The 26,452-nt window shown below is 55.8% G+C and carries 15 protein-coding genes and 1 CRISPR repeat array; of the genes, 1 reads left to right on the plus strand and 14 read right to left on the minus strand.

Annotation, left to right across the window (positions count from 1 at the left end; all coding sequences use genetic code 11):
* Window positions 1–652 precede the first annotated feature (652 nt).
* Window positions 653–10,406: direct repeats of the CRISPR family, unit length 29 nt; unit sequence ATTTCAATTCCTCACGGTCCGATTGAAGC.
* A gap of 204 nt (window positions 10,407–10,610) precedes the next feature.
* From cas2 to J4G38_RS25325, 8 genes are read right to left on the minus strand one after another with little or no spacing between them, the layout of a single operon-like run.
* Window positions 10,611–10,874: a CRISPR-associated endonuclease Cas2 gene (gene cas2 / locus J4G38_RS25290; RefSeq protein ID WP_210521954.1), complete on the minus strand. Its 264-nt coding sequence runs from the start codon at window positions 10,872–10,874 to the stop codon at window positions 10,611–10,613.
* A gap of 4 nt (window positions 10,875–10,878) precedes the next feature.
* Window positions 10,879–11,889, minus strand: a complete 1,011-nt coding sequence (gene cas1b / locus J4G38_RS25295) for a type I-B CRISPR-associated endonuclease Cas1b (protein ID WP_210521953.1) — start codon at window positions 11,887–11,889, stop codon at window positions 10,879–10,881.
* A gap of 4 nt (window positions 11,890–11,893) precedes the next feature.
* Window positions 11,894–12,403: a CRISPR-associated protein Cas4 gene (cas4, locus tag J4G38_RS25300; RefSeq protein ID WP_210521952.1), complete on the minus strand. Its 510-nt coding sequence runs from the start codon at window positions 12,401–12,403 to the stop codon at window positions 11,894–11,896.
* Between the two features lie 2 nt (window positions 12,404–12,405).
* Entirely contained in the window at window positions 12,406–14,775 is a 2,370-nt protein-coding gene (gene cas3, locus J4G38_RS25305; RefSeq protein ID WP_210521951.1) for a CRISPR-associated helicase Cas3', read from the minus strand.
* Window positions 14,759–15,541 carry a type I-B CRISPR-associated protein Cas5b gene (cas5b, locus tag J4G38_RS25310; RefSeq protein ID WP_210521950.1) on the minus strand — a complete coding sequence of 261 codons (783 nt, stop codon included), beginning with the start codon at window positions 15,539–15,541 and terminating at the stop codon, window positions 14,759–14,761. The genes cas3 and cas5b overlap by 17 nt, the downstream gene beginning before the upstream one ends.
* The gene (gene cas7i, locus J4G38_RS25315) at window positions 15,529–16,623 is read right to left on the minus strand and encodes a type I-B CRISPR-associated protein Cas7/Cst2/DevR (RefSeq protein WP_210521949.1); all 1,095 of its coding nucleotides are present in this window, start codon (window positions 16,621–16,623) and stop codon (window positions 15,529–15,531) included. The genes cas5b and cas7i overlap by 13 nt, the downstream gene beginning before the upstream one ends.
* A 23-nt stretch (window positions 16,624–16,646) precedes the next feature.
* Window positions 16,647–18,077 carry a type I-B CRISPR-associated protein Cas8b1/Cst1 gene (cas8a1, locus tag J4G38_RS25320; RefSeq protein WP_210521948.1) on the minus strand — a complete coding sequence of 477 codons (1,431 nt, stop codon included), beginning with the start codon at window positions 18,075–18,077 and terminating at the stop codon, window positions 16,647–16,649.
* A gap of 33 nt (window positions 18,078–18,110) precedes the next feature.
* Complete coding sequence (locus tag J4G38_RS25325; protein ID WP_210521947.1) at window positions 18,111–18,779, minus strand: CRISPR-associated endoribonuclease Cas6; 669 nt, start codon at window positions 18,777–18,779, stop codon at window positions 18,111–18,113.
* A gap of 320 nt (window positions 18,780–19,099) precedes the next feature.
* Between J4G38_RS25325 and J4G38_RS25330 the strand changes: the two genes are divergently transcribed.
* Entirely contained in the window at window positions 19,100–19,981 is an 882-nt protein-coding gene (locus J4G38_RS25330) for a hypothetical protein (RefSeq protein WP_210521946.1), read from the plus strand.
* Window positions 19,982–20,134: 153 nt separating this feature from the next.
* On the opposite strand, the gene J4G38_RS25335 is transcribed toward J4G38_RS25330, so the two are convergent.
* The 6 genes from J4G38_RS25335 to J4G38_RS25360 form a co-directional block, all read right to left on the minus strand.
* On the minus strand, window positions 20,135–20,812 hold the full coding sequence (locus J4G38_RS25335) for a recombinase family protein (RefSeq protein WP_210521945.1): 678 nt from the start codon (window positions 20,810–20,812) through the stop codon (window positions 20,135–20,137).
* 321 nt (window positions 20,813–21,133) lie between these two features.
* Window positions 21,134–22,135: a quinone oxidoreductase family protein gene (locus J4G38_RS25340; protein ID WP_210521944.1), complete on the minus strand. Its 1,002-nt coding sequence runs from the start codon at window positions 22,133–22,135 to the stop codon at window positions 21,134–21,136.
* A gap of 869 nt (window positions 22,136–23,004) precedes the next feature.
* Window positions 23,005–24,183, minus strand: coding sequence for a replication initiation protein (locus J4G38_RS25345; protein ID WP_210521943.1), 1,179 nt, complete (start codon window positions 24,181–24,183; stop codon window positions 23,005–23,007).
* Between the two features lie 556 nt (window positions 24,184–24,739).
* Window positions 24,740–25,093, minus strand: coding sequence for a hypothetical protein (locus J4G38_RS25350; RefSeq protein WP_226163856.1), 354 nt, complete (start codon window positions 25,091–25,093; stop codon window positions 24,740–24,742).
* Between the two features lie 5 nt (window positions 25,094–25,098).
* A complete protein-coding gene (locus J4G38_RS25355) occupies window positions 25,099–25,872 on the minus strand; it encodes a ParA family protein (RefSeq protein WP_210521941.1) in 774 nt (257 codons plus the stop codon).
* A gap of 438 nt (window positions 25,873–26,310) precedes the next feature.
* Window positions 26,311–26,452: transposase (locus J4G38_RS25360; RefSeq protein WP_226163858.1), on the minus strand; the 142-nt coding region annotated here is incomplete at its 5' end.

Here is a 26,452-nt window from a genome sequence, read left to right on the forward strand (position 1 = left end):
AAAGGATTGCAAAGGATTCTAAAGGATTGCAAAGGATACTAAAGGATTGCAATAGTGAAAACGAAAGGCTTTCAAAGGCTTCCAATAACTTCCAAAGGCTTCCAATAATCAATAATGGAAGCCTTTGGAAGTTATTGGAAGCCTTTGGACCGGAGGGAGTACTCCGTCCGTGCGCGGAGGGGGACTCACCGCCCCTTCTCGGACGCGGACGCCCCGCCCCTGGCCGCGCCCCCGCCCTGGGTACAACAGCCTGTAAAACAGGGCATAGTGCCCAGTGGTTGCCGTGGGCAACCGCCGAGAAAACGCGCGGGAACGGCGTCACCGGGCGGCTCATCCGCCCCGGACCCGAAAAACCCGCCAGATGCAGCGGCCGCCGAGTGGCCGTTCGGGCTCATCCTCAGGCGATTGCGGCGGTTCGGGGAGCGAATAGAACACGTCGCCGCCCTTTTCGTAATTTACTATTAATCAAGCTATTATCTGCTTTCAGGCCGGTCACTGATATTTCGGGCCGCTTTGTTCGCGCGAGGCGGCCGGAGGCGTTCGAAAAACAGGAACGCTAAAAGCCCTCATTTACGGCGGTTTCGGGCCGTTCAAGGGGGAGGGAAAACCCGTACGAAAACCGGTAGAATTTCAACTATTGACACGGCCAAATAATCTAATTCCTCACGGTCCGATTGAAGCCGCCGGCCCCCAGGCCAAGCGCATTCTCTACTTGTAATTTCAATTCCTCACGGTCCGATTGAAGCTCGATAAGGTGGAGCCCGGCAGCATTGCCGTTATCAATTTCAATTCCTCACGGTCCGATTGAAGTTGAAGCGTGGGCACCAGCGGTTGTCGCGCGCGGTAGAGTGCAATTTCAATTCCTCACGGTCCGATTGAAGCTACCGGGTTGACTTCGTGGTCCGCTACCTCTTCAGATTTCAATTCCTCACGGTCCGATTGAAGCGGTGCTCTGCCCGGCGCTGCGCCAGGAGCTGAGCTTATTTCAATTCCTCACGGTCCGATTGAAGCCACGTTTCAACTTCGAGGCTTACGCGCCTTTCTTCAATTTCAATTCCTCACGGTCCGATTGAAGCTGTAGCCGAAGGGGGCCAGCAGGTCGCGGATGGCGATTTCAATTCCTCACGGTCCGATTGAAGCATCGACAAGCGCGAGAACACGCCGTTCGTGGTGACATTTCAATTCCTCACGGTCCGATTGAAGCTCTCCGGCACGTACAACCGCGCAATGACGGTGTTCCATTTCAATTCCTCACGGTCCGATTGAAGCCATGCTGCTGCTGAGCATTGATTGCAACTCCAAGTAATTTCAATTCCTCACGGTCCGATTGAAGCGGTGAAGTAGGCGGCGCTAATCCCAGAAGGTGATTTATTTCAATTCCTCACGGTCCGATTGAAGCCTTGTTGCCGTTCCTGCTGCACGCCTCGGCCAGCGTATTTCAATTCCTCACGGTCCGATTGAAGCAATCATCGTCGAAACCGCCGCGCAAGCCGCTGATAAATTTCAATTCCTCACGGTCCGATTGAAGCTCTGACGCGCACGCTGAACCAGCGGCTGATTAACTAATTTCAATTCCTCACGGTCCGATTGAAGCACACGCGGTAGGGCTGCCAGTCGTCGGGCTGGCCTAATTTCAATTCCTCACGGTCCGATTGAAGCGGGGCCTTCACCTTGCCGGCGCTGGCTTGGCTTATTATTTCAATTCCTCACGGTCCGATTGAAGCGCTTCTACGAAGACCCGACGCAGTATGCCTTTCAGTAATTTCAATTCCTCACGGTCCGATTGAAGCGGTCGATATAAATGCTCGTGCCGTTGAAGCTCAACCATTTCAATTCCTCACGGTCCGATTGAAGCCAGCGAGATGCTGCTCATTGCCGGGGCCGACAACGAATTTCAATTCCTCACGGTCCGATTGAAGCCAGCCGGTGCGCTACGCCCGCGTGGCCAGCTTCACCAATTTCAATTCCTCACGGTCCGATTGAAGCCGGGGCTACGGGCGCGGGCTCGCCGCTCGTTATCACATTTCAATTCCTCACGGTCCGATTGAAGCTACCGGATGCTGGCCGGCGTGGCGGGCAGTCTCTAATTTCAATTCCTCACGGTCCGATTGAAGCCTTGCGGTGTTGCTGCTGATACCTTGTGGGGCTTCCATTTCAATTCCTCACGGTCCGATTGAAGCCGCCGATGCCGCGCGCCATTAGCGATGGCGGCGGCGAATTTCAATTCCTCACGGTCCGATTGAAGCATCGGGCAGCTTCCTGCGCACGGGCTTCCACCTGCTATTTCAATTCCTCACGGTCCGATTGAAGCGTTTCACCCTCAACCCCGGCAGCACGTACGAGGGCTTATTTCAATTCCTCACGGTCCGATTGAAGCCCGGCCGGCCAATATACGGTGTACGCCTGGCCCTCGAATTTCAATTCCTCACGGTCCGATTGAAGCCCACCACCAAGTACGTGGTATGCCAGACGCAAAATTATTTCAATTCCTCACGGTCCGATTGAAGCCAACACCACCCACGGCAGCTTCAGCCGCCCCTACAATTTCAATTCCTCACGGTCCGATTGAAGCCACATAATTCGAGTAGATACCTACTTTATTAGTACCATTTCAATTCCTCACGGTCCGATTGAAGCCGGCGCTTGCTGGGCTGGTATTCGGGCTTGTTCCAATTTCAATTCCTCACGGTCCGATTGAAGCGCTGATGCGCTTACCGGGGCTATCTCCGGTGGTACTTCATTTCAATTCCTCACGGTCCGATTGAAGCCCCCAGCAGGAGCTGCACCAGGGGGCCGTACTCCATTTCAATTCCTCACGGTCCGATTGAAGCCTACCGGTGGCCGTGCTCTAATGCTCCTAGAAGCCATTTCAATTCCTCACGGTCCGATTGAAGCCAGGGGCGTTTACGCTGCTAAAAACCAAGTATTCGATTTCAATTCCTCACGGTCCGATTGAAGCTTCGCAACTCAAAATGCAGCGCACTAGCCCCACCTATTTCAATTCCTCACGGTCCGATTGAAGCAGTAGAACACGCCGCTTTCGGGCGGGGCGTTCTCATATTTCAATTCCTCACGGTCCGATTGAAGCCGCAACGTGGTGTGCGCCGGCTACACCGCCGACAACAATTTCAATTCCTCACGGTCCGATTGAAGCAACCCCGCAACCCGGAGGTCTGATGGGCAAGCTCAATTTCAATTCCTCACGGTCCGATTGAAGCTCGCTGGCGGCCTCGTTGCGGTGCATCTGCTGCCCTATTTCAATTCCTCACGGTCCGATTGAAGCATGCGCGACAAAATCACCGTCAAGCTGCGCCACCCATTTCAATTCCTCACGGTCCGATTGAAGCCCTGAAAGACTTTCTCGCCTCGCTTAAACGCCTCCAAATTTCAATTCCTCACGGTCCGATTGAAGCACCCTGGCCTTCCACCACTTCCTGCTGCCCCAACCATTTCAATTCCTCACGGTCCGATTGAAGCTACGATGCCGGGTGCGCAACGTGGATGCTTATTGCGATTTCAATTCCTCACGGTCCGATTGAAGCTGGCCCTGAACTGGCGGCCCCTGCTGCGCTACAACAATTTCAATTCCTCACGGTCCGATTGAAGCCGCCGCCGAATTGGTGGGCGTGTGCTCGTTGCAGCTATTTCAATTCCTCACGGTCCGATTGAAGCCCTTGCGCGGCATCGGCCTGCTGCTGGACGACACCCATTTCAATTCCTCACGGTCCGATTGAAGCGCCCTCACGTCCCCCGCCCCTGTAGCCACGGAAGCCCATTTCAATTCCTCACGGTCCGATTGAAGCCAATCCCTTGGTAGAATGGGGTGTCCTTATCCGAAAATTTCAATTCCTCACGGTCCGATTGAAGCACCCTGACCGACGCCCGGAGCGACCGTAATACGCAATTTCAATTCCTCACGGTCCGATTGAAGCGATATTGCTTTTGTCCTCGCGGCCGTTCACGATAAAATTTCAATTCCTCACGGTCCGATTGAAGCGATTTGCCAGCTGGTGCCTTTGGTGCGCTCCACCTTATTTCAATTCCTCACGGTCCGATTGAAGCCTCGGGTAGCAGCCTGCACGAAATAACGCTGAATCATTTCAATTCCTCACGGTCCGATTGAAGCTGCGGCCTCGCCTGGGGCGGCGATTTTTTAACCTAATTTCAATTCCTCACGGTCCGATTGAAGCTTCTTCCACCACCTGGCTCAGTGGCTTCGCTATCTGATTTCAATTCCTCACGGTCCGATTGAAGCTATTTTTCAGGGCAATAAAGTAGCCCAGCTAGCGCCATTTCAATTCCTCACGGTCCGATTGAAGCCCCGGTGCTGCCTATCGGCTTTGTGCTCGATTAATTATTTCAATTCCTCACGGTCCGATTGAAGCCACACGTATTTTTTCGCCGTGCCGTCGTCCTGCCCCATTTCAATTCCTCACGGTCCGATTGAAGCCAGTTGGCCATTGCCCAGGCCAACGGCGAGGAAACCAATTTCAATTCCTCACGGTCCGATTGAAGCCAGGCGGGCGGCGGAGGGCACGGCGTGGCTGTACAGATTTCAATTCCTCACGGTCCGATTGAAGCGGGCCAACGCCGCCCGCGCCTCTGCTTCTTTCATCTATTTCAATTCCTCACGGTCCGATTGAAGCCCTGATTCGCCATTTGCAAAAGATAGGAAAGGGCAGATTTCAATTCCTCACGGTCCGATTGAAGCTTAGATGAACTTGTACGCTCTTTATCTGGCTTCGAATTTCAATTCCTCACGGTCCGATTGAAGCGGGCCGGCAAGGGGCTGCCGCCCGGCTCGGACACTCATTTCAATTCCTCACGGTCCGATTGAAGCAGCAGGACGACTACCTAGACGGCCGCGGCTTCACCCATTTCAATTCCTCACGGTCCGATTGAAGCCCGCGTTCGCATTACGGGCGTGCCCGTGACCTACGAATTTCAATTCCTCACGGTCCGATTGAAGCCGGCTTCACCTTTCAGGACCAAACCCGCTTTGTCCATTTCAATTCCTCACGGTCCGATTGAAGCCCCGGTAAGCGTCAATCACGTAGGCCTTAGTTTTGCCATTTCAATTCCTCACGGTCCGATTGAAGCCATTTCACGGGGGCGAAGCTCGACGGGGTAACTTTATTTCAATTCCTCACGGTCCGATTGAAGCACCGAGCTGGCTGCTGCGCGGCCGGCTCTGGAAATAATTTCAATTCCTCACGGTCCGATTGAAGCTATGAGTCCGCAGGTAAACCGGAGAGCCAAAATTCGATTTCAATTCCTCACGGTCCGATTGAAGCCTTATGGCCACCAGCTCCGACTTCCAATTCCCCGAATTTCAATTCCTCACGGTCCGATTGAAGCGCCTTTTACGTACTTGGCCGCCCAGCCGCTGGCGGCATTTCAATTCCTCACGGTCCGATTGAAGCGCCCAGCCCGGCCCCATTGGCGCAGCCATGAGCCAATTTCAATTCCTCACGGTCCGATTGAAGCTGCGCCACGGCACCCCGTAATGATTGCGGAGGTAGTATTTCAATTCCTCACGGTCCGATTGAAGCATCTATGCGCTGGCCGACTTAACCGAAGAGGCCTTTTATTTCAATTCCTCACGGTCCGATTGAAGCAAAAATCGGCCGGGGCTTCTTCTCCTTACCGCTCCCATTTCAATTCCTCACGGTCCGATTGAAGCTTGGAAGAGGAATAGAGGCGCGAACGACAAGCATAATTTCAATTCCTCACGGTCCGATTGAAGCGAGGGCTTTAACTGTGACGACGCCAGCCGTCGCCAATTTCAATTCCTCACGGTCCGATTGAAGCGGGTTAATCGTGGGAGTACACTTGGTCGTTCATCAATTTCAATTCCTCACGGTCCGATTGAAGCTTCCTGCGCTCTACCATCCGAAGTGGCCCCTAATTATTTCAATTCCTCACGGTCCGATTGAAGCCCACCATTGAAGCCGTGGCCCTGCCAAGTCTGGCCAATTTCAATTCCTCACGGTCCGATTGAAGCCACGCGCACCAGCATGAGCGGGGTAAGCTTCGCCCATTTCAATTCCTCACGGTCCGATTGAAGCTTCGCAACTCAAAATGCAGCGCACTAGCCCCACCTATTTCAATTCCTCACGGTCCGATTGAAGCCACGCGCACCAGCATGAGCGGGGTAAGCTTCGCCCATTTCAATTCCTCACGGTCCGATTGAAGCTTCGCAACTCAAAATGCAGCGCACTAGCCCCACCTATTTCAATTCCTCACGGTCCGATTGAAGCAAATTGGAAAAGTCGGACGTGCCTTCGATAATGAAATTTCAATTCCTCACGGTCCGATTGAAGCCGCCTTCCAAAAATTGCAGCTGGCCAGCAACAACCTATTTCAATTCCTCACGGTCCGATTGAAGCCCCTGCGCCTGCGCTTTCCCGCCTGCCGCGTTTCGGATTTCAATTCCTCACGGTCCGATTGAAGCCAGCACATCTTCCGCGCCGTGGTGGCCCTGCACGATTATTTCAATTCCTCACGGTCCGATTGAAGCCTATCAAATCCTCCGTGCTGGGCGACTTGCTCACCTATTTCAATTCCTCACGGTCCGATTGAAGCAAACCCGTGCTGAGCTGCTGCCTACTCTGTTATCTCATTTCAATTCCTCACGGTCCGATTGAAGCGGTCACGCCCGATATTGTGCAATCGTGGGAGTACATATTTCAATTCCTCACGGTCCGATTGAAGCTGCTTTTTCGCGCATGAAGCGGCAGGTCAGCACCCCATTTCAATTCCTCACGGTCCGATTGAAGCGATGCTGCCCCCATTCTGGTTGGGCAGCTGCTCTCCATTTCAATTCCTCACGGTCCGATTGAAGCCCGGGAGATGCCCGCGCCGCACCGGTCGCTGTGCAATTTCAATTCCTCACGGTCCGATTGAAGCACCTGACCCCCGCCAACCCCACCAAGCCGGTTAAATATTTCAATTCCTCACGGTCCGATTGAAGCACCTCTACGCCCGTCACCAAAACGCGGTCAGCATCATTTCAATTCCTCACGGTCCGATTGAAGCAAGTGCCGTACCTGAATCTGGCGCTCGATTTCATCATTTCAATTCCTCACGGTCCGATTGAAGCCAGCGGCGGCTTCCCCTGCCAGCCGTGGAGTAGCGCATTTCAATTCCTCACGGTCCGATTGAAGCTCCACGCCAAGCACGAGGTAGCGGCGGCCCTGGCCTATTTCAATTCCTCACGGTCCGATTGAAGCGCCGCTCCTGTAGCGCTGCCAGTAGGCCCATCCCATATTTCAATTCCTCACGGTCCGATTGAAGCACGGGCGCTTGTACAACAAAACGGCGCTGCTGAAAAATTTCAATTCCTCACGGTCCGATTGAAGCAAGCCCCAAAGAACTGCCGCCGCCCGTTTAAACAGATTTCAATTCCTCACGGTCCGATTGAAGCTGGTGAAAGAGCTTGTGGCTAAGGCTGAGGCCATTCAATTTCAATTCCTCACGGTCCGATTGAAGCTGAGCATCTTGGCCTGATAACAGTCCTTAATAGCCAATTTCAATTCCTCACGGTCCGATTGAAGCCAGCCGATTGGAGGAATGGGAGCCACATCGTTATATTTCAATTCCTCACGGTCCGATTGAAGCGGGTATTCCTCCCCGCTTTCCAACTGCGTAACCCCATTTCAATTCCTCACGGTCCGATTGAAGCCAACTACGGCAGCGCCCAGGCCCGCCGCCGCTACATATTTCAATTCCTCACGGTCCGATTGAAGCAGGGCGGCCCACTTGTTCAGGTACCGATAGCCGCATTTCAATTCCTCACGGTCCGATTGAAGCGCCACCAACGCCCGCCACGCCCTGCGGCGCTACCAAAATTTCAATTCCTCACGGTCCGATTGAAGCGGACGTGACCTACAAATACGTTGGCCGATTCTTCCCATTTCAATTCCTCACGGTCCGATTGAAGCTGATACAGGAGCATTGGGCGCACAACGAGCGCTACAATTTCAATTCCTCACGGTCCGATTGAAGCGATTGCTGCGGGCCTACACTGCCCTGCTGTACGCCCATTTCAATTCCTCACGGTCCGATTGAAGCGCTACGGCATCGACCTGGCCAAAAGCCACGACTTCAATTTCAATTCCTCACGGTCCGATTGAAGCCAGCGCGCTTGCCCGCCGGGGTGGCGCGCTTCATCAGATTTCAATTCCTCACGGTCCGATTGAAGCGGTGGCCTATGAGATGAGCGACAATGACCCTTACGAATTTCAATTCCTCACGGTCCGATTGAAGCATGCAGGGCGCTGCTCCCGCCGCCAGCCTGTTCGCATTTCAATTCCTCACGGTCCGATTGAAGCCGTTGGCAATTTCCACCGAGAGCTTTTCCATGCATTATTTCAATTCCTCACGGTCCGATTGAAGCGCGAAAAGTATAACGTCTACCTGAACGGCGTTAAGAATTTCAATTCCTCACGGTCCGATTGAAGCGCGAAAAGTATAACGTCTACCTGAACGGCGTTAAGAATTTCAATTCCTCACGGTCCGATTGAAGCGCGAAAAGTATAACGTCTACCTGAACGGCGTTAAGAATTTCAATTCCTCACGGTCCGATTGAAGCCGTCACGATTTCCAGGTACATCGGCCGGCCATCTTCATTTCAATTCCTCACGGTCCGATTGAAGCAGTGCGGTCGATTTTAAACTTCTTTTTGGTGTTCCATTTCAATTCCTCACGGTCCGATTGAAGCCGTCACGATGTCCAGGTACATCGGCCGGCCATCTTCATTTCAATTCCTCACGGTCCGATTGAAGCAGTGCGGTCGATTTTAAACTTCTTTTTGGTGTTCCATTTCAATTCCTCACGGTCCGATTGAAGCTGCCCGAACTGGCCCCGTTCAGCTACACCATGCCCCATTTCAATTCCTCACGGTCCGATTGAAGCGGACAGCCCCGCCTCGTTCACGCGCCGGCACTCAAATTTCAATTCCTCACGGTCCGATTGAAGCAAATCGCCCGCTTTTTCGGCTTTGCCCTTTGAGTACATTTCAATTCCTCACGGTCCGATTGAAGCGCCGGTTCCCGCGTTCAAAACCACCGGCTTCTGGAAATTTCAATTCCTCACGGTCCGATTGAAGCCGGTGAGCGGCAGCCTGCCCCTTGTGGTGGTTCCCTTATTTCAATTCCTCACGGTCCGATTGAAGCGATGTGCCAAGCCCGAGCGTTTGATGCCGTAGAAGCATTTCAATTCCTCACGGTCCGATTGAAGCACTCGCCATGAGTTCACTGTAATTTGCTTTAATACTATTTCAATTCCTCACGGTCCGATTGAAGCTGGCTGAAAAATGACGTGCAATTCGCTACCTACACATTTCAATTCCTCACGGTCCGATTGAAGCCCCTATCTCGGCGTTGGCTACATCGCCAGCCCAACCTTATTTCAATTCCTCACGGTCCGATTGAAGCCCTTGTCCATCTTGGCCCAACAGCAGGGCCTCACCCATTTCAATTCCTCACGGTCCGATTGAAGCGCCGGGCTCGGCCTTGGCCAAAACCGGGTTATCGTATTTCAATTCCTCACGGTCCGATTGAAGCCCCGGGTGTACACCGAAGCCAAAGCCCAGTACATCGATTTCAATTCCTCACGGTCCGATTGAAGCTGGGCTCCCGGCTTGACGACGCCGAAACGGCCTTCAATTTCAATTCCTCACGGTCCGATTGAAGCTCCCGCCGACGACACGTTCCACGGGGTTTTTCACATTTCAATTCCTCACGGTCCGATTGAAGCCAGTAGGCGGTGGTAGGCATCTGCGCTCAACACGCATTTCAATTCCTCACGGTCCGATTGAAGCCAGCCAATAGAGCATGGTCGGCATCCAGCTGCACCAATTTCAATTCCTCACGGTCCGATTGAAGCAGCGGGCCGTCGCGGGCACGTCGTTTCGCTATAAAAATTTCAATTCCTCACGGTCCGATTGAAGCCCCTCGCCGCCAAGCTGGCCGGACCAGTGGGCATTGTATTTCAATTCCTCACGGTCCGATTGAAGCAACCCGCGTCGCCCTGCTGCCTACTCTGTTATCCCATTTCAATTCCTCACGGTCCGATTGAAGCCGAGAACCTGCTGCTGGGCGGCGACCTGGACAACACATTTCAATTCCTCACGGTCCGATTGAAGCAGAGCTGGCCGGCATCATTCACCGCTACGTCACCTATTTCAATTCCTCACGGTCCGATTGAAGCCACCCTCGCCCTGTTCATTTTGGCTGTTGGCTTCATATTTCAATTCCTCACGGTCCGATTGAAGCCCCTACGTGACGAAGTACTATGTATCCCCCGACCCAATTTCAATTCCTCACGGTCCGATTGAAGCGAAGTAGTCGAGCAGGCAGTCGAGCGTCCACACTTATTTCAATTCCTCACGGTCCGATTGAAGCCCGCCAATTGAGTTACAAGTATAGGCGTTTGCAGTCACTCAGGCCACATTAGGCGTCTCGTAACAACTGGCTAAGTCGTCGGTGACCAATAGGATGATTTCACTGGGGTGTCGACGACCTTGTGAATCAGTAGCTTATATCAGATAATGTCGCAACGAGTAGTATTATAAGCCCGGTAGTCGTTCGACCGACGACTAGAACGGGTCATAAAATATTGTCCAGCGGGCTGCGCTCGCGGCCAATCACCTCCTTTTCCAGCCATTGTTGGGTGCGGCTTTTGAAGAGAATGAGACTATCCTCGTCTTCCTCCAGGATGTCGCGGGCTTTGGCCAGCAGCTCGGCTAGTTTCACCTCGCTGATTTCGCCTTCAAAAACCGAGTTCTGAATCCAATGCAGGTAGCGGCGGCAGAGTTTCAGCATGCGCCCCACGCGCTGCTGCTTCATATCGTACACGAGAATGACGTACATGGGGCTACCACCAGGCTTTAAAGGGTTGGTATTCCTCGATGCTGAGCAGGTGCTTGGTCAGCTTGTAGCACTCGAGCTTGATGAGGTGCTGGTAGCTCACGCTACGATTGAGGCGGCGGTGCTGGATGGTTTCCTTGAGCCGCTCTTCGAACACGCGCACGAAGGTTTTGCGGCCCGCCTCCTTCAATAGGCAACCGTCGAGCTCGCGCACGAAGTCGCGGGGTTGGATTTCCTTCTTGTTGAGCAGGCGGAAGATGGTGCGGTCCACCAGCAGCGGCTTGAAGATTTCGGCCAGGTCGAGGGCCAGCGAGAAGCGGCGGCTGCCCGGCTCGTGCAGAAAGCTGATGGTAGGGTTGAGCTGGGTATGGTAAATCTGCGACAGGCAGGCCGCGTAGCAGAGCATGTTGCCGAAGGAGAGGAGGGCATTCAGCTCATTCTGGGGCGGCTGGGTGCTGCGGGTGCCGAAAGTAAAGCCCGGCACGCTCACCAGCTGCTCAAAGCAACGGTAATACGTCTGGCGGATGTTGCCCTCGTAGCCCATGATTTCGGCCACCGTGCCGGTATAGGGCAGGGCCGCCACGTAGAGCTCCATCTGCGCGATTTCCTCGGCCACCTGGCGGCCCCGGCTCTGGTAGTAGCGCAGGTTTTTCAGCAGGTTGAAGGCCGCGCCCTCCACCAGCTTGCGGGCCAGCACGAGGCGCTTCTTCCCGCTGGTGTAATGGCCCGTCTGGGCGACCTGCAAGCGGCCGGCCAGCAGGTATTCCTTCGCCATGAAGGAGCCGGTGTAGTGCTCGTAATAATCGAAGAAGTGCACCGATACCCCGTGTTTGCCCAGGAAATTATACAACGCGGAGTTGGCATCGAGGGAGCCGAACACGAAAAGGTCGGCCACGTCTTCAATGGGCAGAAAGCGCGTCTGGGCATCGGCCCCGTCCTCGTCGTAGGCGGTGTATTTGAGGGTGTTGTCCTGCCGGCTCATGCGGCCGGGGTTGAAGAGGTAGTAGGTCTTTTTCATGGGTTCACTCGGCCACGTAGCAAAACTCGTAGTAGGCGCACTGCTGGCAGAAGGGCTTGTGGAGGACCGGCGGGCAGGCCGTGCCGTCGGCCAGCAGCGCCCGCAGGGCGGCCAACTCGTCGGGGATGCGGGCGCGGTCCTCGTCGCTGAGTGCCACGGTCTGGGTCTGGCGCAGCTTCGGATATTCCAGAATGGCGGTGGGGCCGTCCACGCCATGCTCCTCCAGCAGCCAGAGGTAGTATTTCACCTGCGCCACGTTGGAAGCCTCCATCTTGTTCGACTTCTTCAGCTCGTGCACCACCTTCCGCTGCGGGTCGTAGAAGTCAATCTTGCTGCCGCCGAGGCTGATTTCGCGGTAGCGCTCGGCCCGCTGCGGGTAGGCCGTGCGGTGCAGCAGCTCGCCCGCCGCCACGGCCTCCGAGGTGTGCTCCATCCACACGTCGCGGTCGAAGAGCCAGAGCTTGCGCCGGCACAGGTGGTAGTACTTGACGTGGGTGGCGGTGAGCGGCTTCATCGTTACAGTTGGGAGTCTGAAGCATCGTGCGAGCTCTGTTCTTCAAAGTCGTCCCGCAGCACTTCTTTGGGAAACTGCAAGCCTAACTCGGTACTGTAAGGTCGGTTGATGACGTAGAATGGGATAGCTGTAAGGCCTTCCTCCTTATCTGATGCGCTGCCTTTGGTGTGGGAGAAAACGGCCACCGCCGTTTGCCGCTCAATAAATTTTCGACTTAACTCGCCCCGAAACCGGCCAGCCCGCAAACTCACTGTTAGCGCCTCGGCCTCAATGAAGTTGAACCGCGCCAAGCGCCGCCGATACTCGGCCTCCAATTCTCGCGGTACCACCGGTACCCCGTCAAATTGCTTATAAAAATCTTCCTCGCGGGCAGGGTCGGCCGAAAAGGGCTGAAGGATGGTTTTTAGGTTATTATCCATCATGGCCAAATGATGGTCATAAGCAGTGCGCTCGTCCGGCTGCCAGCCCTGGTATACGTGCTGCAAAAAGCCGCCCAATGCACTTTCTTCTAGAGTGCCATCTGCTGCCTCAGCTTCTCGTAGCTTATCCAGCGTGCGGCTCACCACGTCCCGGTCAGCGTAAATGAAATGGTCGTCGGCATTGGATTCGGCAAAGATGAAGCAGTCGGCCAAGCCCTTTTTTCGTTTTCGATTAACGCGGCCGAAGCGTTGAATCAGGGCATCGAGCGGGGCGGGCTCGGTATAAATAACGTCGAAGTCAATATCTAAGCTGACTTCGATGGCCTGCGTACCTACCAAGAGCTGAATGCTTTCCGAATCCTGCAACGCTTTTTCCTTATCCCAGCGGTCTTCGGTATTGAAACGCCCGTGCAGCAGCACGGCGGTACCGTCTGGCACTTGTTTGCGCAACGCTAAAAACACCTCCTGCGCCTGGGCCACGGTATTGGCCACTACCAGCACCCGGCAAGATTGGCCGGTGCTGTTTTTGCTTTGCAGCCGGGCCTTTATCTGGTCCAGACTGTCGGCTAGCCGGCCTTTCAGCACTGCTACGCGGTGCCGATTAAAATCGGGGTACAGGCGGTCGGCGGCTTTGATGGGCGTGTGAGGCCCCAGGGCGTGCTCCAATTCGGCCCGCAAGTGCGCTGGCAGCGTGGCTGTCATCACCAGTACCCGCGCCCCAAGTTGCTGGGTCAGCACCCGAATAAGCAGAGTAATTTCGGCAAAAATCTTGGGTTCGTAAGCGTGAATTTCATCAAATACGAAGCACGAGCCGACCCATTCAAACCAGCCCTTCTCAAACCCTTTGAGGCCATACAGGTGCTTGATGGCCTGGAAAGGCGTCAGCGTTTTGACTGGCCGGGCCAAGGTGCGAAACTGCTCGCGCAGCCTCTTTACCTCTTTGCTTCGCTGCCCAGCGTTGAATTGCGGATTGGTAGCCGTGCGGTAGAGAAAATCCGTCATTTTGCCGTGAAGCACAGCCGTTAAGGCTTGCTTTTCGCCAAATTCCGTCTCCAAGCGCTTGTGCATGGCATTGATGGAAGCACGGTTGGGCAACACGTAAAATAGACGGGTGGCCCCTAGCTCTTCGGCCTGCTGGCGCAACCATAGCAAGGCGGTTTCGGTTTTGCCCGAGCCCGTAGGGGCCGTGAGCAGCACGTTGCCGCTGGTGCGGGCAGCATCGGTTTGGTGCTGGTGCAGGGTCCAGACTTTCATCTTCGCATCAAATGCCTTGAACCGCGCCGGGTTAAGTGTAGGCAACGACTGCACCCGCGCCGAGCCTAAATGGTCGCAGTGCTGAAAAGCGCCGGCTAGCAGGGTGAGGGCGCAGCCGTCTTTGTCGGCCACGTAGTAGCCAGTTGCGGGCAGTTGGACCGCATCTATGGGGTCAAGGGAGGGGAGTGTTTTGGGAACAAGCAAGTTCCAGATGCCGAGTACTGCCCGCAGGTCGGCCATTGCTATGTTGGCCTGAAAGTCGGAGGTGAAAGTTTTTTGCGTCTGCTTGTGCAATAGCGGGTCCAGCTCCAGGTATCGTTCGCCTAGGAAAGACCGCAGGCGCCTGAAGTCCCGGTGGTGGCCGGCGACGGCCCATAATACCCGGCGGCGACTTTCTTCGTCCTTTACCAATGCGCCCACCAGTGGCAGCGAAAACAGCTCGTGTCGCTGGCGCTGCCACTGGTTGGGCTGGTCGGCCAGTAGCTTTTGAAATTCCCGGTGGACCTTGCCGGTATCGTGCAATAGCAGGGCCCACCATAAGTCGTCCCAAAACCAATTGCCGGCTATGGTAGCCGCTTTAGGAAACTGCGAGCGCAGCAACTGCCGCACCAACAGCACGTCCATTGTGTGCTGCGGCAACGACAACGCTTCCTCGCCGTCGTGCGCCGATTTGGCGAGAATGTTACCCGGCTGTGCCATCGGCCGCGGAAAAGCGAAGCGTATGGAGAAAGATATCCGAAGCCTCGACGCGGCTGCCTACTATGTGCTGCCGGTGGGTAGCTGCCGCCGTCCGCGCATCGGCATCGTACCAGGCGGGCACGGCTGCTTCCACCATGGCTTCGCGCGGGCTCAGCACCGAATACGGCTGCGTGCCGAGGTTCTGACGAGGCAATGTGTTAGTGAAATATTGCGGCAGGGCCTGGATCTGGCCCGGCAGGAAATAGGGCTGCAACGGCACGACCTGCCCGCGCAAACGGGCCCGACCCGCTACTGGTGTTAAAGTCACCTCCTGAATTTCGTCCACCGTCGCTAAGTCGCCGGAGCGGCCCAGCAGCAGCTGGTACGCGGGCTGCCGGAAGCAATTGACCAGTTCCTCATCGAACAGATATAGCGTCAGGCTGCTCTCAAACAGAAACTCCCGCCGCACGGGGTTCGACTTAACGTTGTTGGAAGCCACAATTACGTCTTCACCCCGTGCGTTTTTGCGCTTGGCCCCGGCCACCATCCAGATGGTTTCCACATCCACGGCCTGCCCGGCAAAATCGAATACGTACCCGATTTCCAGTTGCTTGTGAGCAAGGTAGCGGCCGGCCGCAGCATTCAGCAGCCCCAGCACGGTGCTGAGCGGCGGCACATGCAGGGTGGGCTGCACGCCGCTGATGAGGTTGGGGTAGCGAAAGCTGCACGTCCAGCTGCTCACCCGCACCCGGAAAGCCGGGCGCGGCGCTTGGGCTACGGCATCCATTGTTCCAGTTCTTTGCAATAGCCCTCAATAGCCTCCACCACCGAGCCCAGCTTCACGTTCGGAAAATCCTTGGCCCATTCGCCCATATCGGCAAATTCTTCTTCCATAAAGCCCCGCCGCCGGCCGATGTACACCGTGCCCGTCAGTTGGTCGGCGTAGTCGCGCAGGGCTTCGGCCAGGGCTTCTTTGTCAAAAACCACTTCGCCGCCAAACAGCCCGCCATTCCGCACAATGTGGCCGAAGGGGTGGTTGCCGCTTTGGAGCGTGGCCAGCACGATAAATTTGGGCGTTACGTCGGTGTAATTATTGGTTTGCATGGCCCCACCGGTCAGGGTTTTGAGGGCCCGCAAGGTGTCCTGCACCCGGTGCAGGCGGGTTTCGCGGGCTACCCGTACCAGTTGCTGCGGTTCGCCTTTGGGGTTGCGCATTCCTTCGTCGGGCACCAGTTCACCGCCGTCTTTCAGGGCTTGCGCTTGCAGGCCGGCGGTGAGGTTTTTGTAGCCGGTGCGGTTATACGTTGCAAAGGTGCCCACCTGCTGCAAGTCAATGGAAAACATGCCTTTCAGTACCGTGCCGTACTCTTCCTTCACGTAAGGCACGGGGTTGCCATCCATGCGGGCCATGACCGACCAGGAATGGGCCGTTTGGACCGATGATACCGAAATCAGGGCCGAGTTTTTGAGCGGCGACACCCGCGTCACCGTCGCGTCTACCATCTGCGGCTTGCCCTTTTTATCCAGCTTGGGCTGGTCGGTGGCGGGGTCCACATCCACATCCTTCGTGGCCCGCATGTAGCCGAACACGTCATCGTCGGCATACTTCAGCGGATTAGCTTCCGTGAAAGCCACATCTTTGGTCCGCTCTACCGGCGACATCGCCCAGTTGTGGTCTTTTTGCAGCGTTTGCCGCCACCAGTAGCGCCACGCCTGACCCGACACGTACACGTGGGTGCTGCGCCCCTTTGTGATTTTTTTCGTGGCCACGGCATTGTCGTAGGCGCTCTGCGCGTCCTTGCCCGAATTGTTGAGGGCGGCCACGTCTGTGTCAAGCAACACGAAGCCCTGGGTTTTTAAATTGTTCATGAAAAGTTGAAGTAGAGAGTCATCTATTCGGTGTCGGTTTGGTTGTCTTCATCGCCCGCAACTTCTTCCAGGCCTTCTTCCAGCTCCACATGGCGGTTGTTTTCGTGCAGCTGCTCGTACAGGGAAATCAAGAGCAGGTCGCGTATTTCCCGCCAGCTGGTGCCATCCGGGAAGAGGTAGCGCACATAGTCGTCGAGCCGCAGGAGAGGTTCCGGCGCATCGTTTTCGTAGTTGCGGCGCTGCAAGCCGACCAGCAATAGGCGGACCTCGCTACCCGTGCGGGCGGTGCTCAGGCGGGTCAGGGTTCGCTTGATGGCCGAATCGTCGGTTTCCGTGGCAACGTAGCGCGCCACCTGGGCAATCAATTCAAGGGTTTTGCGGTCCATGTTCAATATTTTTTCACAGTAGTAAGTGGTCAGCTCAAAAGGCAGGTGATTGGTGCGCGACCATTCCCGGATAAGTGGCAGCAGGCTCTGGCCTTGCAGCAGCCGCAGATAAATACCATTGCTCCAGGCCTGATAAGTTGCGGGCTCGACCACCGCCGGCGCCTCGTTGGGTTTGCCGGGTACCAGCAGCGCCGTGCTATCCGGCCGTGCCCGCGCCCCTTTGAACTTGCTGCTGCGGTAGTGCGCCCGCACGAACCACGTCCAAGGCTCTTTGAAGGCCGCCATGACCTGCTGGTAAAAATCAAACACTGTGGCGGACAGGTGATGAAGTGTCACATCCGGCTTTGCACCAAAATTAGTAAAGTTGTACAGCGTCAGCGCCGGGGCCGGGCCATCCGGCAACTTGCCGGCCTCACGCTTGACTTCCTTCAAAATCTCGTCCACGTAACCGAATAAGGCATTTGCCGGATTGCCACGACTGGATTTTGCCAGTCCCGGTTTCAACTCGGCATTAGTCGGCCGCAAGTTTTCCTTCAAATTTCTCGAAGCTAGCAGTGCCGTAATGTCGGGCCGGCTGCTATGCACCAACGCCGGATTCCCGCCTACTTCAATGCAGCCCAGCGGTGCAAAATACATCGCCAATAAAGCGCTGCCGCCAAGTTGCAGCCCTCTTTCCATGCCGTGGTTAAAATTCAGAAACGTACCGGAACCGGTCAGAATCTGGTTCTCGCGCCCAGCTGGAAACAGCGGTTCTAGCCTCCCGGACACCCGGCACCAGCCTTGCTCACGCACACCATTCGGTGTCAGCAGTCCTTCATAATATTCCAGCGTCCGTTCCATCTCCTTGCCCTTGTTGGAAGGATTCGTAATGCCGGAATTGAGAAAAAACGCGTGCAGTTTCCCCTGCCACTCCCGCACGTACACGTCGGTCGCAAACTTCAGCGCATCCTTCGCTTGCCAGCCGGGATGTTGCGCCAACAGCTTTTGAAGCACGGCCGCGCCCACATCAGCGAAGGGGTCGCCGGATTGAGAATTGAGCGCGAAGGCGCTATTCTGCTGCGTTTCCATCTGAAATAAGAGGTTGTTTTTTAATTAGAAAACCTACACCAGCGCCCCGCAGCCAATTCCCGTGGAGTGGCCCACGCCGACTTCCCAAGCAAACTGAATCTGCTCGCCCGTTCCAGACACCAGCACCGGGCAGATGCTGCCGCGGCACTGCACCTGCTTGTAGCGGAAAAGCTTGGTTTTAGCGGTGGCGAGGAAGGCGGGGTCGAAGCGCACGGCGGCCCCGGCATCATCCAGGCCGGCCTGGCGGAGTTTGTGGCGCAAGGTGGCGGTGAGCTGCTCGTCGGCCACTGGATGGCCAGGAAGAAGGTGGTCGGCGGGTTTATCTCGCGCGATTTCGTGCTTAATAAACACTGGGCTGGCCACGCGGAAGGGCTGTTCGCCCGCCGCAAATTCCGGAGCGCGCTGCATCCGCACATCGGCCACCCGCAGGCCCAGACCTAATTCGGGAGCTCGCACAACACCGCTTACCAGTTCGTGAATCAGCGCCTCATCAAAGGCAGAGATGAACCAACTGGCACCTTCCGGGAAGTGAATGCCGCCGCGCCCGGCCCGGCCGCCACGCAGCCAGGCGTAGGAGTATAGGGAAAGGCCTTCGTGCAAGGCCTCGTTGTGGCCCGCCCAGCGATGGAAAGCACTTTTCAGCGTGGGAAGGTAATCGAAGGGCACCCGCTCGGGAGCTTCTAAGTATAATTGTAATCGCATGTAGCCGGGTAGAAGTTGAGATGACGTGGAATATTCATTTCATCGGCAAGTAAACTAATTTATTTAGATAATGCACTATTGTTTCGTGGTGACTGCACAATTGTGATAAATATTTTAGCAAACTAATGTTTGATGCGAACACCCGTCGACTTTTTACATGTTATAAACGAGCATCCGCAGGACGTCAATAGTTGGCAGCGTTGGTTTGAATGCAGTGTCGACCCGACTCCTGCCCTCTTTTTGTGTTATTGACAGCTCTTCACAGTTAAGAGCCAGTGCTACCTTGCCGGCGCTTGTGCCTTTCGCCGGCCCTTACGTCCATGGGAATCCTGTCCATCCTCGGCATCCTGTTCCTCGTCTTCATCGGCAAGTTTATCTGGGATACCTACGTCACCGGGGAGACGGATCGGCGCTTTGAAGTAACCAAACGCAAGAATCCGGAGGAAGCAGCACGCCTAGAAAACAACGTAAGGAATGGCCACTACCTAAACTTTGATTACCGCCGAAAAAGCAGCCCAGAAAACAGGGAATTGTCTCAGCTCCTCCTTGCGGCGCAATGGGGGTGCCCGTCGGCAGCAGCCGAAGCGTATTATAAGCACAGCCTGTTGGATGGCGCTGGCCTGCGAATGCCGGCTCAAGCAATAGAACAAGCCCTTATGGAGACGTTCGCCAGCATTCGCGGCGAGAAATATACGCAAGCCCGGGAGCTCAACATGGACCCAGACGACACGCCCGCTGGCTTAATGCAGGCGTGGTCCCGGGAGGTTGTGCTGCGGCTGCGAGAGCAAGAGGTCCGGGCTTTTGGCTTGGTCATCGTGTCAGAAATGAACCCTCTTAAGAATCTGGCACCGGGTGTGGCCAAGGGCATAACGGTCGTTTTTACGCAATCACACCGCCAGGAATACAGCGTCCGTCGCGCCGTAAACGTTGCGCTTGGGATTGCAGCTCCAACGGGAGAAGAACTCCGTCAATATGCGGAACTTTGGACATTGGAAGAGGTGGAGGGGGCCAATGAAGGCAATGGGCTAGCCGTAGGAGATCAGGTCGAAGGCGTCGCCATTAGCATCCTTCGCAGTGAGCAACCGTTTTACGCCGGACAAGCTGCGTGTGCGGAAACGGGCTTGTATCACAACCCAATGCTAGAGCATTGCGAGGACGGTCAACCGCAGGACCGGTTTGTTGCGCCGGGGGTAACGTTATAGCCTGAAGCCATTCTTTTTACAGCATTGGACAAGCCCTTTTACGCGGCTTTGCCTTGCGTTTTGCGTTCGCAGGGCAGCGACGGCAGAAGCCGGTCACGTACTTTAAAAGGTGGCCTGGCTGCACAGCAATTCCTGCGCAACCGGTGGCAGCTACTATTGTCTCGCATGCCGCTTTAAGAGCCGCTGCACCGACATGGGCAGAAACGAACAATTGCGGCGCGTCCGGAAACCGGCTAGGTTTAATTCGTGAGCGACTTGCTGCAAGGTGTGGCCCTGGGCGTGGAGCAAACCGGCCAGCCGCGAGGCCTGTTGGTTTTGCAGGTTGGTGCGGGCATTGGCCTGGCGCACTTCCCGACTTTTCGCGATGGCCGCGGGCGTTAGGTTGGCCGGCGTGCCCAGTTTCGCTCCCCGGGCCTTCTTCGCGGTCAGGGCTTCCTTGGTGCGTTTCGAAATGGTTTCGCGCTCGTGCTGAGCGATGACCGCAAAGAGTCCCACCGTGAGCGTGTTCGCGTCGGGCATGTCACAGCAGACAAAAGCCACCCCGGAGTCGCGCAAAGCAAAAATGAACCCCGCGTTCCTGGACAACCGATCCAATTTGGCAATCAACAGCGTCGCTCCTACCCTTCTGGCCTCGGCAATCGCCGCCAGCAGCTGGGGCCGTTGGTTCTTCTTCCCACTCTCGATTTCGACGTACTCACTCAGCAGTTGCCCCGGGTCGGCGACGAAAGTGCGCACGGCGGCTTGCTGGGCTTCGAGGCCGAGGCCGGATTGGCCCTGGCGGGCGGTGCTCACGCGGAAGTAGGGAACGTAGCGGGGAGCCGTTGGCGACATACTTGAGAGGGGTAAGTCGCAAAACTACGTCTTATAACGTTTTTCAAACGCACGTTCAATTAACGTTATACACCCCAAGCGGGCTCTCGCCGGGAAGCCGCATCCGGAGGCGCTTGCCCGGTAAGCAAGGAGTCTCATCCCTAATGAGCGGAGTAATATCGGCCTACAAGGCGGGAGTCGGAGCCATCCGCTCCCACTATATTTCACGGCTTACGGCCGGCCGCATTTGATCGCCTCCCATTTCCTAGACCGCGCACGCAGCGCACTTGGCGAGGGACCCAGTGCCTGCGGTCAGGGCAGCGGGGGATTGTCAATGCCTGCTCACGGCAGCAGCAGGATCTTGCCGGTGCTTTGGCGGCTTTCGAGGTAGCGGTGGGCAGCGGCTCCGTCGTGTAGGGCAAACGTGCGCGAAATGTTAACGCGCAGCTGCCCGCTGGTCAGCAGCGCAAACAGGCGCGCGGCCCGGCGGCGCCGCTCTTCGGGCGTGGTCAGGTAGCGCCACAAGTCGCCGCCGGTCAGGGTTTTCGACTCGTCCATGAGGTGGCGCGGGTCTACCGGCGCCGGGTTGCCGCCGGCCATGCCGTAAAACACCACCGCCCCGCCCCCGCGGCGGGCGGCCTGCAAGCTCTGGGGCAGCGTGCTGCCCACGGAGTCGTATACCACATCGGCCCCGGCCCGGTCGCCGGGCCGCCAGGCGCGCACCGCGGCCACCCAGTCATCGGCGTAGTGCAGCACCGCATCGGCCCCGGCGGCCCAGGCCACGGCGGCCCAGGCCACGGCGGCCTTGTCGGCCGTGGAAGTGAGGCCGACCACGGTGCCCCCGCGCAGCTTCACGTACTGGGTCAGCAGCTGGCCCACGCCGCCGGCCGCCGCGTGCACCACGGCCAGGGTGCCGGGCCCCACGGGGTAGCTGTCCGTGGCCAGGTATTGCGCCGTGAGGCCTTGCAGCAGCACGGCCGCGGCCTGCGGGCTGGACACGGCATCGGGCACCGCAATCAGGTGCGTCGCCGGGGCCAGCACCCATTCGGCGTTGGCGTGCGGCACATCGGCGACGGCCACGCGCTGGCCCACCCGGAAGCCGGTCACATCGGGGGCTACGGCGGCAATGGTGCCCGCCGCTTCGTAGCCGAGCACATAGGGCGGCTCGCCCGCCAAATGGTAATGGCCCCGGCGGCGGTACACGTCGGCAAAGTTGAGGCCGATGGCTTCGGGGCGCAGCAGCACGTGCCCCGGGCGCAAGGGCGGCACCGGCACCGTCAGGTATTCCAGTACCTCGGGCCCGCCGAAGCGGTGGAACCCGAGCGCATGCATGGCAGTGGTCATGGGGTAAGGGGGATGAGAGCGGCAAAAGTAACCTTGGGCACCGGGCGCCCAAGGTTACCGAAACCAACCTGCGCGAGCCCCTCGCCGGCAAGAGGACCCTGGATGAACCGTTCCTGCCACGCCTTAGCGGCCCGGCCACGCGTGCATCTGGCCAGGCCGCTAAGGCGTGGTCAAGAAGTTGGAAGCCCTTTCGAAAAAAAGGCCGTGGGGGTGGCTGCTAACTCAGTCCGGACGAAGCTTAATACTAGCTCAGCACAACAGACAGATAATCAATGTTTTATTCAGGCACAAAGCAGCACACACACACACCCGCAATACCCTTTTATACCCCCTAGCACTAGGCGCTCAAGCGACTTTGAGAAACTAAAAGAAACTATTGTGCTTTTATACACAATTAGCTGAGGGATTTAGCATTAAGTACTTTTTCAGAGGTTTTGCACTAAATAAAGTTGACCAATAGCCCTCCCTGAACAAGCCAAACTGAACTTTCACAGCGACCATTTCCAGCCTTCGGCGTATTTGAACTATTTCAAGTAACCTCTCTCCTGCCGTTGATGCCGCATTACCGTTTTTCCTTCTCCTTTTTTCTTCACTTCCTCTTACGCCAGCAGGTCTGCGAAGAGACATAAGGGGGCTTCTTATATTACCCCAGCAAGCACCAAGAACTCATTCACCAAAAGCCGACTCGGATTCGAGCGCGCTGCAGTGAGCGAAGCGGCAATGATGTGCAGTGGTGCCCGCCGCAGGTGCCTTCCCATCCCACCCAAGCGGTACCAAACCCGCCAATTGAGAATCGGTGAGCATTTCTTCCTTAACCCAAATTATTACCTATCTGTTAACGGTTTCTAGCCAGAAGCACCATTATTTCCTTATTTCTTCACAAGCCATTTTTGGCCGCCGCGTTCCTCCATGCCAAACCCTTGGGAAAGGTAAATGGCCTGCAAATGCTCTTCGAAGGTGGGCAGCCGGTCTTTCTTGGCGAAGGGTCCAGGGTTGTCGTACATAGCCCGTACTTCGTCCACTAAGTATGCAACTTCAGCAGTCACCGCCACTTTTTTGGCAGCCAGTGCCTTTTTTGGTAGAGCAGTTGCGCGCTGGCTCTCCAGGTAATCCGGCAACAGATATTTTTCTACCAATGCTTTATAGATGGCTCCGGCGGGCTTTTTAATTTTTCCCAGCCGGTGCTGTGACCCAACTCTTTCGATGACGAAGCGCAAGTACCCCTCGTCGTATTCTTTGGCTTTTAGCTGGGCTTCCACTTGTTTGATGCTGTCGGACTTCAATCCCAGCTCCAGCAGCGCGGTAGCCCATGAATCTACCGGCAATACGGGCGCTTTCTTAGCCGGGGGCTTGCGTGCAAACTGGAAGCTAACCCGCTGCACCACCTTGCCTTGCCGCTGCACCTCGTAGGAAAAGGGTATGTCAGTGACGGCAAGCTGGTCGCGGGCAGGTTCCAGTATTTTTGCCTTGAAGCTCCTGAATTGGGGATATTCATGGTCCTGCACATCAAGCACGAACCGCAGCTCCTGCACGCTCATGGTGCGACGACCGAATTCCGCGTATTCTTTCAGCAGCCAGTAGATGCGCAGGGCGGAGGGGCTTTTGAGCTTCTGGACCTCTTGTAGGTCGGCCAGGGTAAAGTTGCCGGCTTCTTGAAGTTGCAGCAAGTAAGGTAGGGCATCCACGTTGAAGCTGGCCACCACCCCGCCCAATTCGGGCTCCCAACTGGCGGTCGAAATCAGATTGATGTAAGTAAAGGCCGGCTTTTTGGTGCGACGGCGGGTTTGGGGCTCCAGCTTCTCGATGTAGATTTTAAACTCCATGATGTTCTGGCACATCGCGTCCACCCGTTCGTAGGACGACCCTCCATGTGAATCTAGAATCAATTCCTTGATGGGAATAAGGTGGCTGCGGAACTCGGTTTGTCCAAAGTCCTGCCGAGCCAGCATGGACACAAACAACCGCATTTGCAGCGGTATCATCGAAAAACGGGCGTTTATCAGCGCGTTGTGTTGGGCAAGCTGCTGGTTGGGGTCTTCCGGTTGCATTGAATGCAGTCTTTTGGGTTACACATAGAGCCGGGTACCAACGTCTTTTTGGTTACACTTAGACCCGGTATCTAACGTCTTTTTGGTTACACTTGGAACGGAGGGGCAACGTCTTTTTGGTTACACTTAGGACCGATTCCAAACGTCTTTTTGGTTACAGATAGGTGGCGTCTTTTTGGTTACAGGCACCGTCTTTTCAGTTACAGGTAAACTAAGTGGCCAACGTCTTTTTGGTTACACTTGCCGTCTTTTTAGTTACAGTTAGCGTCTTTTTGGTTACACTTGCCGTCTTTCTAGTTACACATAGCCTCTTCAATATACGGATAATCAGGGGGTTGCGGAGGGGGTAATACTTCTAATATAGCTTAATATTCTAAAGAGCTAGCTTTTTGTGAAATATTTCTTTAAAAACAAAGCCTCGAAGCGCAGTTAGTTTTCGGGGGCGGCGGCGCGGCGGCAGCGAAGCCCGAATCGCGAGATGCCCTCCCCTGTCGGTAATAAGACCGGCTCCCGAAGTGTGGCGCTGGGATAAGCAAGCAGCTACCGACTAAGCCTGCTAATCGGGCTTGCGCACCAAACGCTTGAGCGTTTTGGCGGCCACTTTAGGGGGCAGGGCTTTCTTCGCCTCGGGCTTATCGGCCAAATAAGCTACCAGAGCTTCGTGTAGCACCTCGTGCAACTCCATATGTGCCCAGTACTCGTACTGGCGCAGTTCGCGATATACATCGGGCTTGAGTTGGTTGGTGAACACTACCCGGCTTACCGTGACAGCCTCCGGCTCCGCTGGTGGGGGGAGCGCCACCGGCCCCGCTGGGGGCAACAAGGCTGTAGCGGGCTCTATCCCGTATATCAGGTCATCGGCACTCGCGGCCACCCGGGGGCGCGTGCCAGTCATTGAGGGCTTGCCCATAAAAATCAGGAAATGCGTGTAAGAATTTCGTCGGTGAGGCCGCGGTAGTCAGCGGCTCCGTTGGAATTAGGTGCCCAGTCGTAGATGGGGCGTTGCATACTCTGGGCCTCATCTAAAGAGACGTTTTCCCGAATGGATTGGCGCATGATCAGCGCGGCCAGTGCTGGGTCGGCCTGCAGGTCGCGGGCGTATTGGTGATGCAGGGCTTTGCGGTAGGTAGGCGAGTACTTCGTGAAAAAGATGCCTCCGACCCGCAATTGCGGATTGAAGTTACGTTTGAGACGGGCTACCATTTCGATGAGGGCCGTCATCCCCTCGCTGCCAAATAAATTGGGTTGCAGCGGAATGAATACCGCTTCGCTGGCGACTAGCGCTGATACGGTAAGTGGTCCCAGGTTTGGGGCGGTGTCAATAATGACGTAGTCGAAGCGAGACTGCACATCTTCGAGCTGGTGGCGGAAAAAAAACTGGTAGTCCGGCGCATTACCGAAGCCCTTTTCCTGCTGGGCCATGATGCGTGCCGACCGCACCATGCTCAGGCCCGTACTGAGCGGATAGCAGAGGGAGGCCAGTGTGGGGACTCCCTCCCCTTCCGTGAGGGCCAGACCTAAGTGCGGGTGTTCGGCCGGCAAGCCAGAGGCTGTGCTAGCATTGGCTTGCGGGTCGGCATCGATAAAGAGCACCTGGTTGCCCAATTCAGCTAGGCGGTGGGCAACAGATAGCGCGGAGGTCGTCTTGCCGACCCCACCCTTATTGTTGGCAAATGTTAGGATGCGCATACGGAGGGGAATGAATTCTTCACAAACATACTGCCATTAAGCAACACTGCAATACGACAACACATGCAATACCAAAATATTGTCCTCATTGCAATACGTAATCACGAGCAATACAGCAATAGCTTGTATAGTTTACTTTAATATATCATTGCCAACGACAACCTTGCAATACATATTTATTGCAAAAAAAAGCTTGTAAGTAGGCTGTAAGCAAAGAGATATAATATCAGCTCATCGTTTTTATTGGCAGAACCTATGCATGTAATACTGCAGTACATCAAGCGGTAGCCTTGCCCGGTCATTATCGGGACGACCGGTTATTCTGGCTTAATGCCATTTAATAAATACTGCAATACAAGCAATATATAAACATAAGCAACACGGAAATATCATCTTGCTTGCATTATGGGAATAAGCGTTTCTTTTGCCTAGAGCCTGTTATGCACTATTGGTGTGCCTAGCGAGCATGATACAGGTAAAGACGACAAAGTGGAGTTGCTGCAAGGTGCTGCTGAGCCGCTCATAGTCGCGGGCCAATCGGCGGAACCGGCTGAGCCAAGCGAAGCTCCGTTCGACGACC

The organism is Hymenobacter terricola (assembly GCF_017921975.2).
Classification (GTDB): domain Bacteria; phylum Bacteroidota; class Bacteroidia; order Cytophagales; family Hymenobacteraceae; genus Hymenobacter; species Hymenobacter terricola.

Coding starts and splice junctions, on each gene's coding strand:
- cas2 (WP_210521954.1), bottom strand. CDS start 10,874: ATGTACGTCATTCTCGTGTACGATATGAAGCAGCAGCGCGTGGGGCGC.
- cas1b (WP_210521953.1), bottom strand. CDS start 11,889: ATGAAAAAGACCTACTACCTCTTCAACCCCGGCCGCATGAGCCGGCAG.
- cas4 (WP_210521952.1), bottom strand. CDS start 12,403: ATGAAGCCGCTCACCGCCACCCACGTCAAGTACTACCACCTGTGCCGG.
- cas3 (WP_210521951.1), bottom strand. CDS start 14,775: ATGGCACAGCCGGGTAACATTCTCGCCAAATCGGCGCACGACGGCGAG.
- cas5b (WP_210521950.1), bottom strand. CDS start 15,541: ATGGATGCCGTAGCCCAAGCGCCGCGCCCGGCTTTCCGGGTGCGGGTG.
- cas7i (WP_210521949.1), bottom strand. CDS start 16,623: ATGAACAATTTAAAAACCCAGGGCTTCGTGTTGCTTGACACAGACGTG.
- cas8a1 (WP_210521948.1), bottom strand. CDS start 18,077: ATGGAAACGCAGCAGAATAGCGCCTTCGCGCTCAATTCTCAATCCGGC.
- J4G38_RS25325 (WP_210521947.1), bottom strand. CDS start 18,779: ATGCGATTACAATTATACTTAGAAGCTCCCGAGCGGGTGCCCTTCGAT.
- J4G38_RS25330 (WP_210521946.1), top strand. CDS start 19,100: ATGGGAATCCTGTCCATCCTCGGCATCCTGTTCCTCGTCTTCATCGGC.
- J4G38_RS25335 (WP_210521945.1), bottom strand. CDS start 20,812: ATGTCGCCAACGGCTCCCCGCTACGTTCCCTACTTCCGCGTGAGCACC.
- J4G38_RS25340 (WP_210521944.1), bottom strand. CDS start 22,135: ATGACCACTGCCATGCATGCGCTCGGGTTCCACCGCTTCGGCGGGCCC.
- J4G38_RS25345 (WP_210521943.1), bottom strand. CDS start 24,183: ATGCAACCGGAAGACCCCAACCAGCAGCTTGCCCAACACAACGCGCTG.
- J4G38_RS25350 (WP_226163856.1), bottom strand. CDS start 25,093: ATGGGCAAGCCCTCAATGACTGGCACGCGCCCCCGGGTGGCCGCGAGT.
- J4G38_RS25355 (WP_210521941.1), bottom strand. CDS start 25,872: ATGCGCATCCTAACATTTGCCAACAATAAGGGTGGGGTCGGCAAGACG.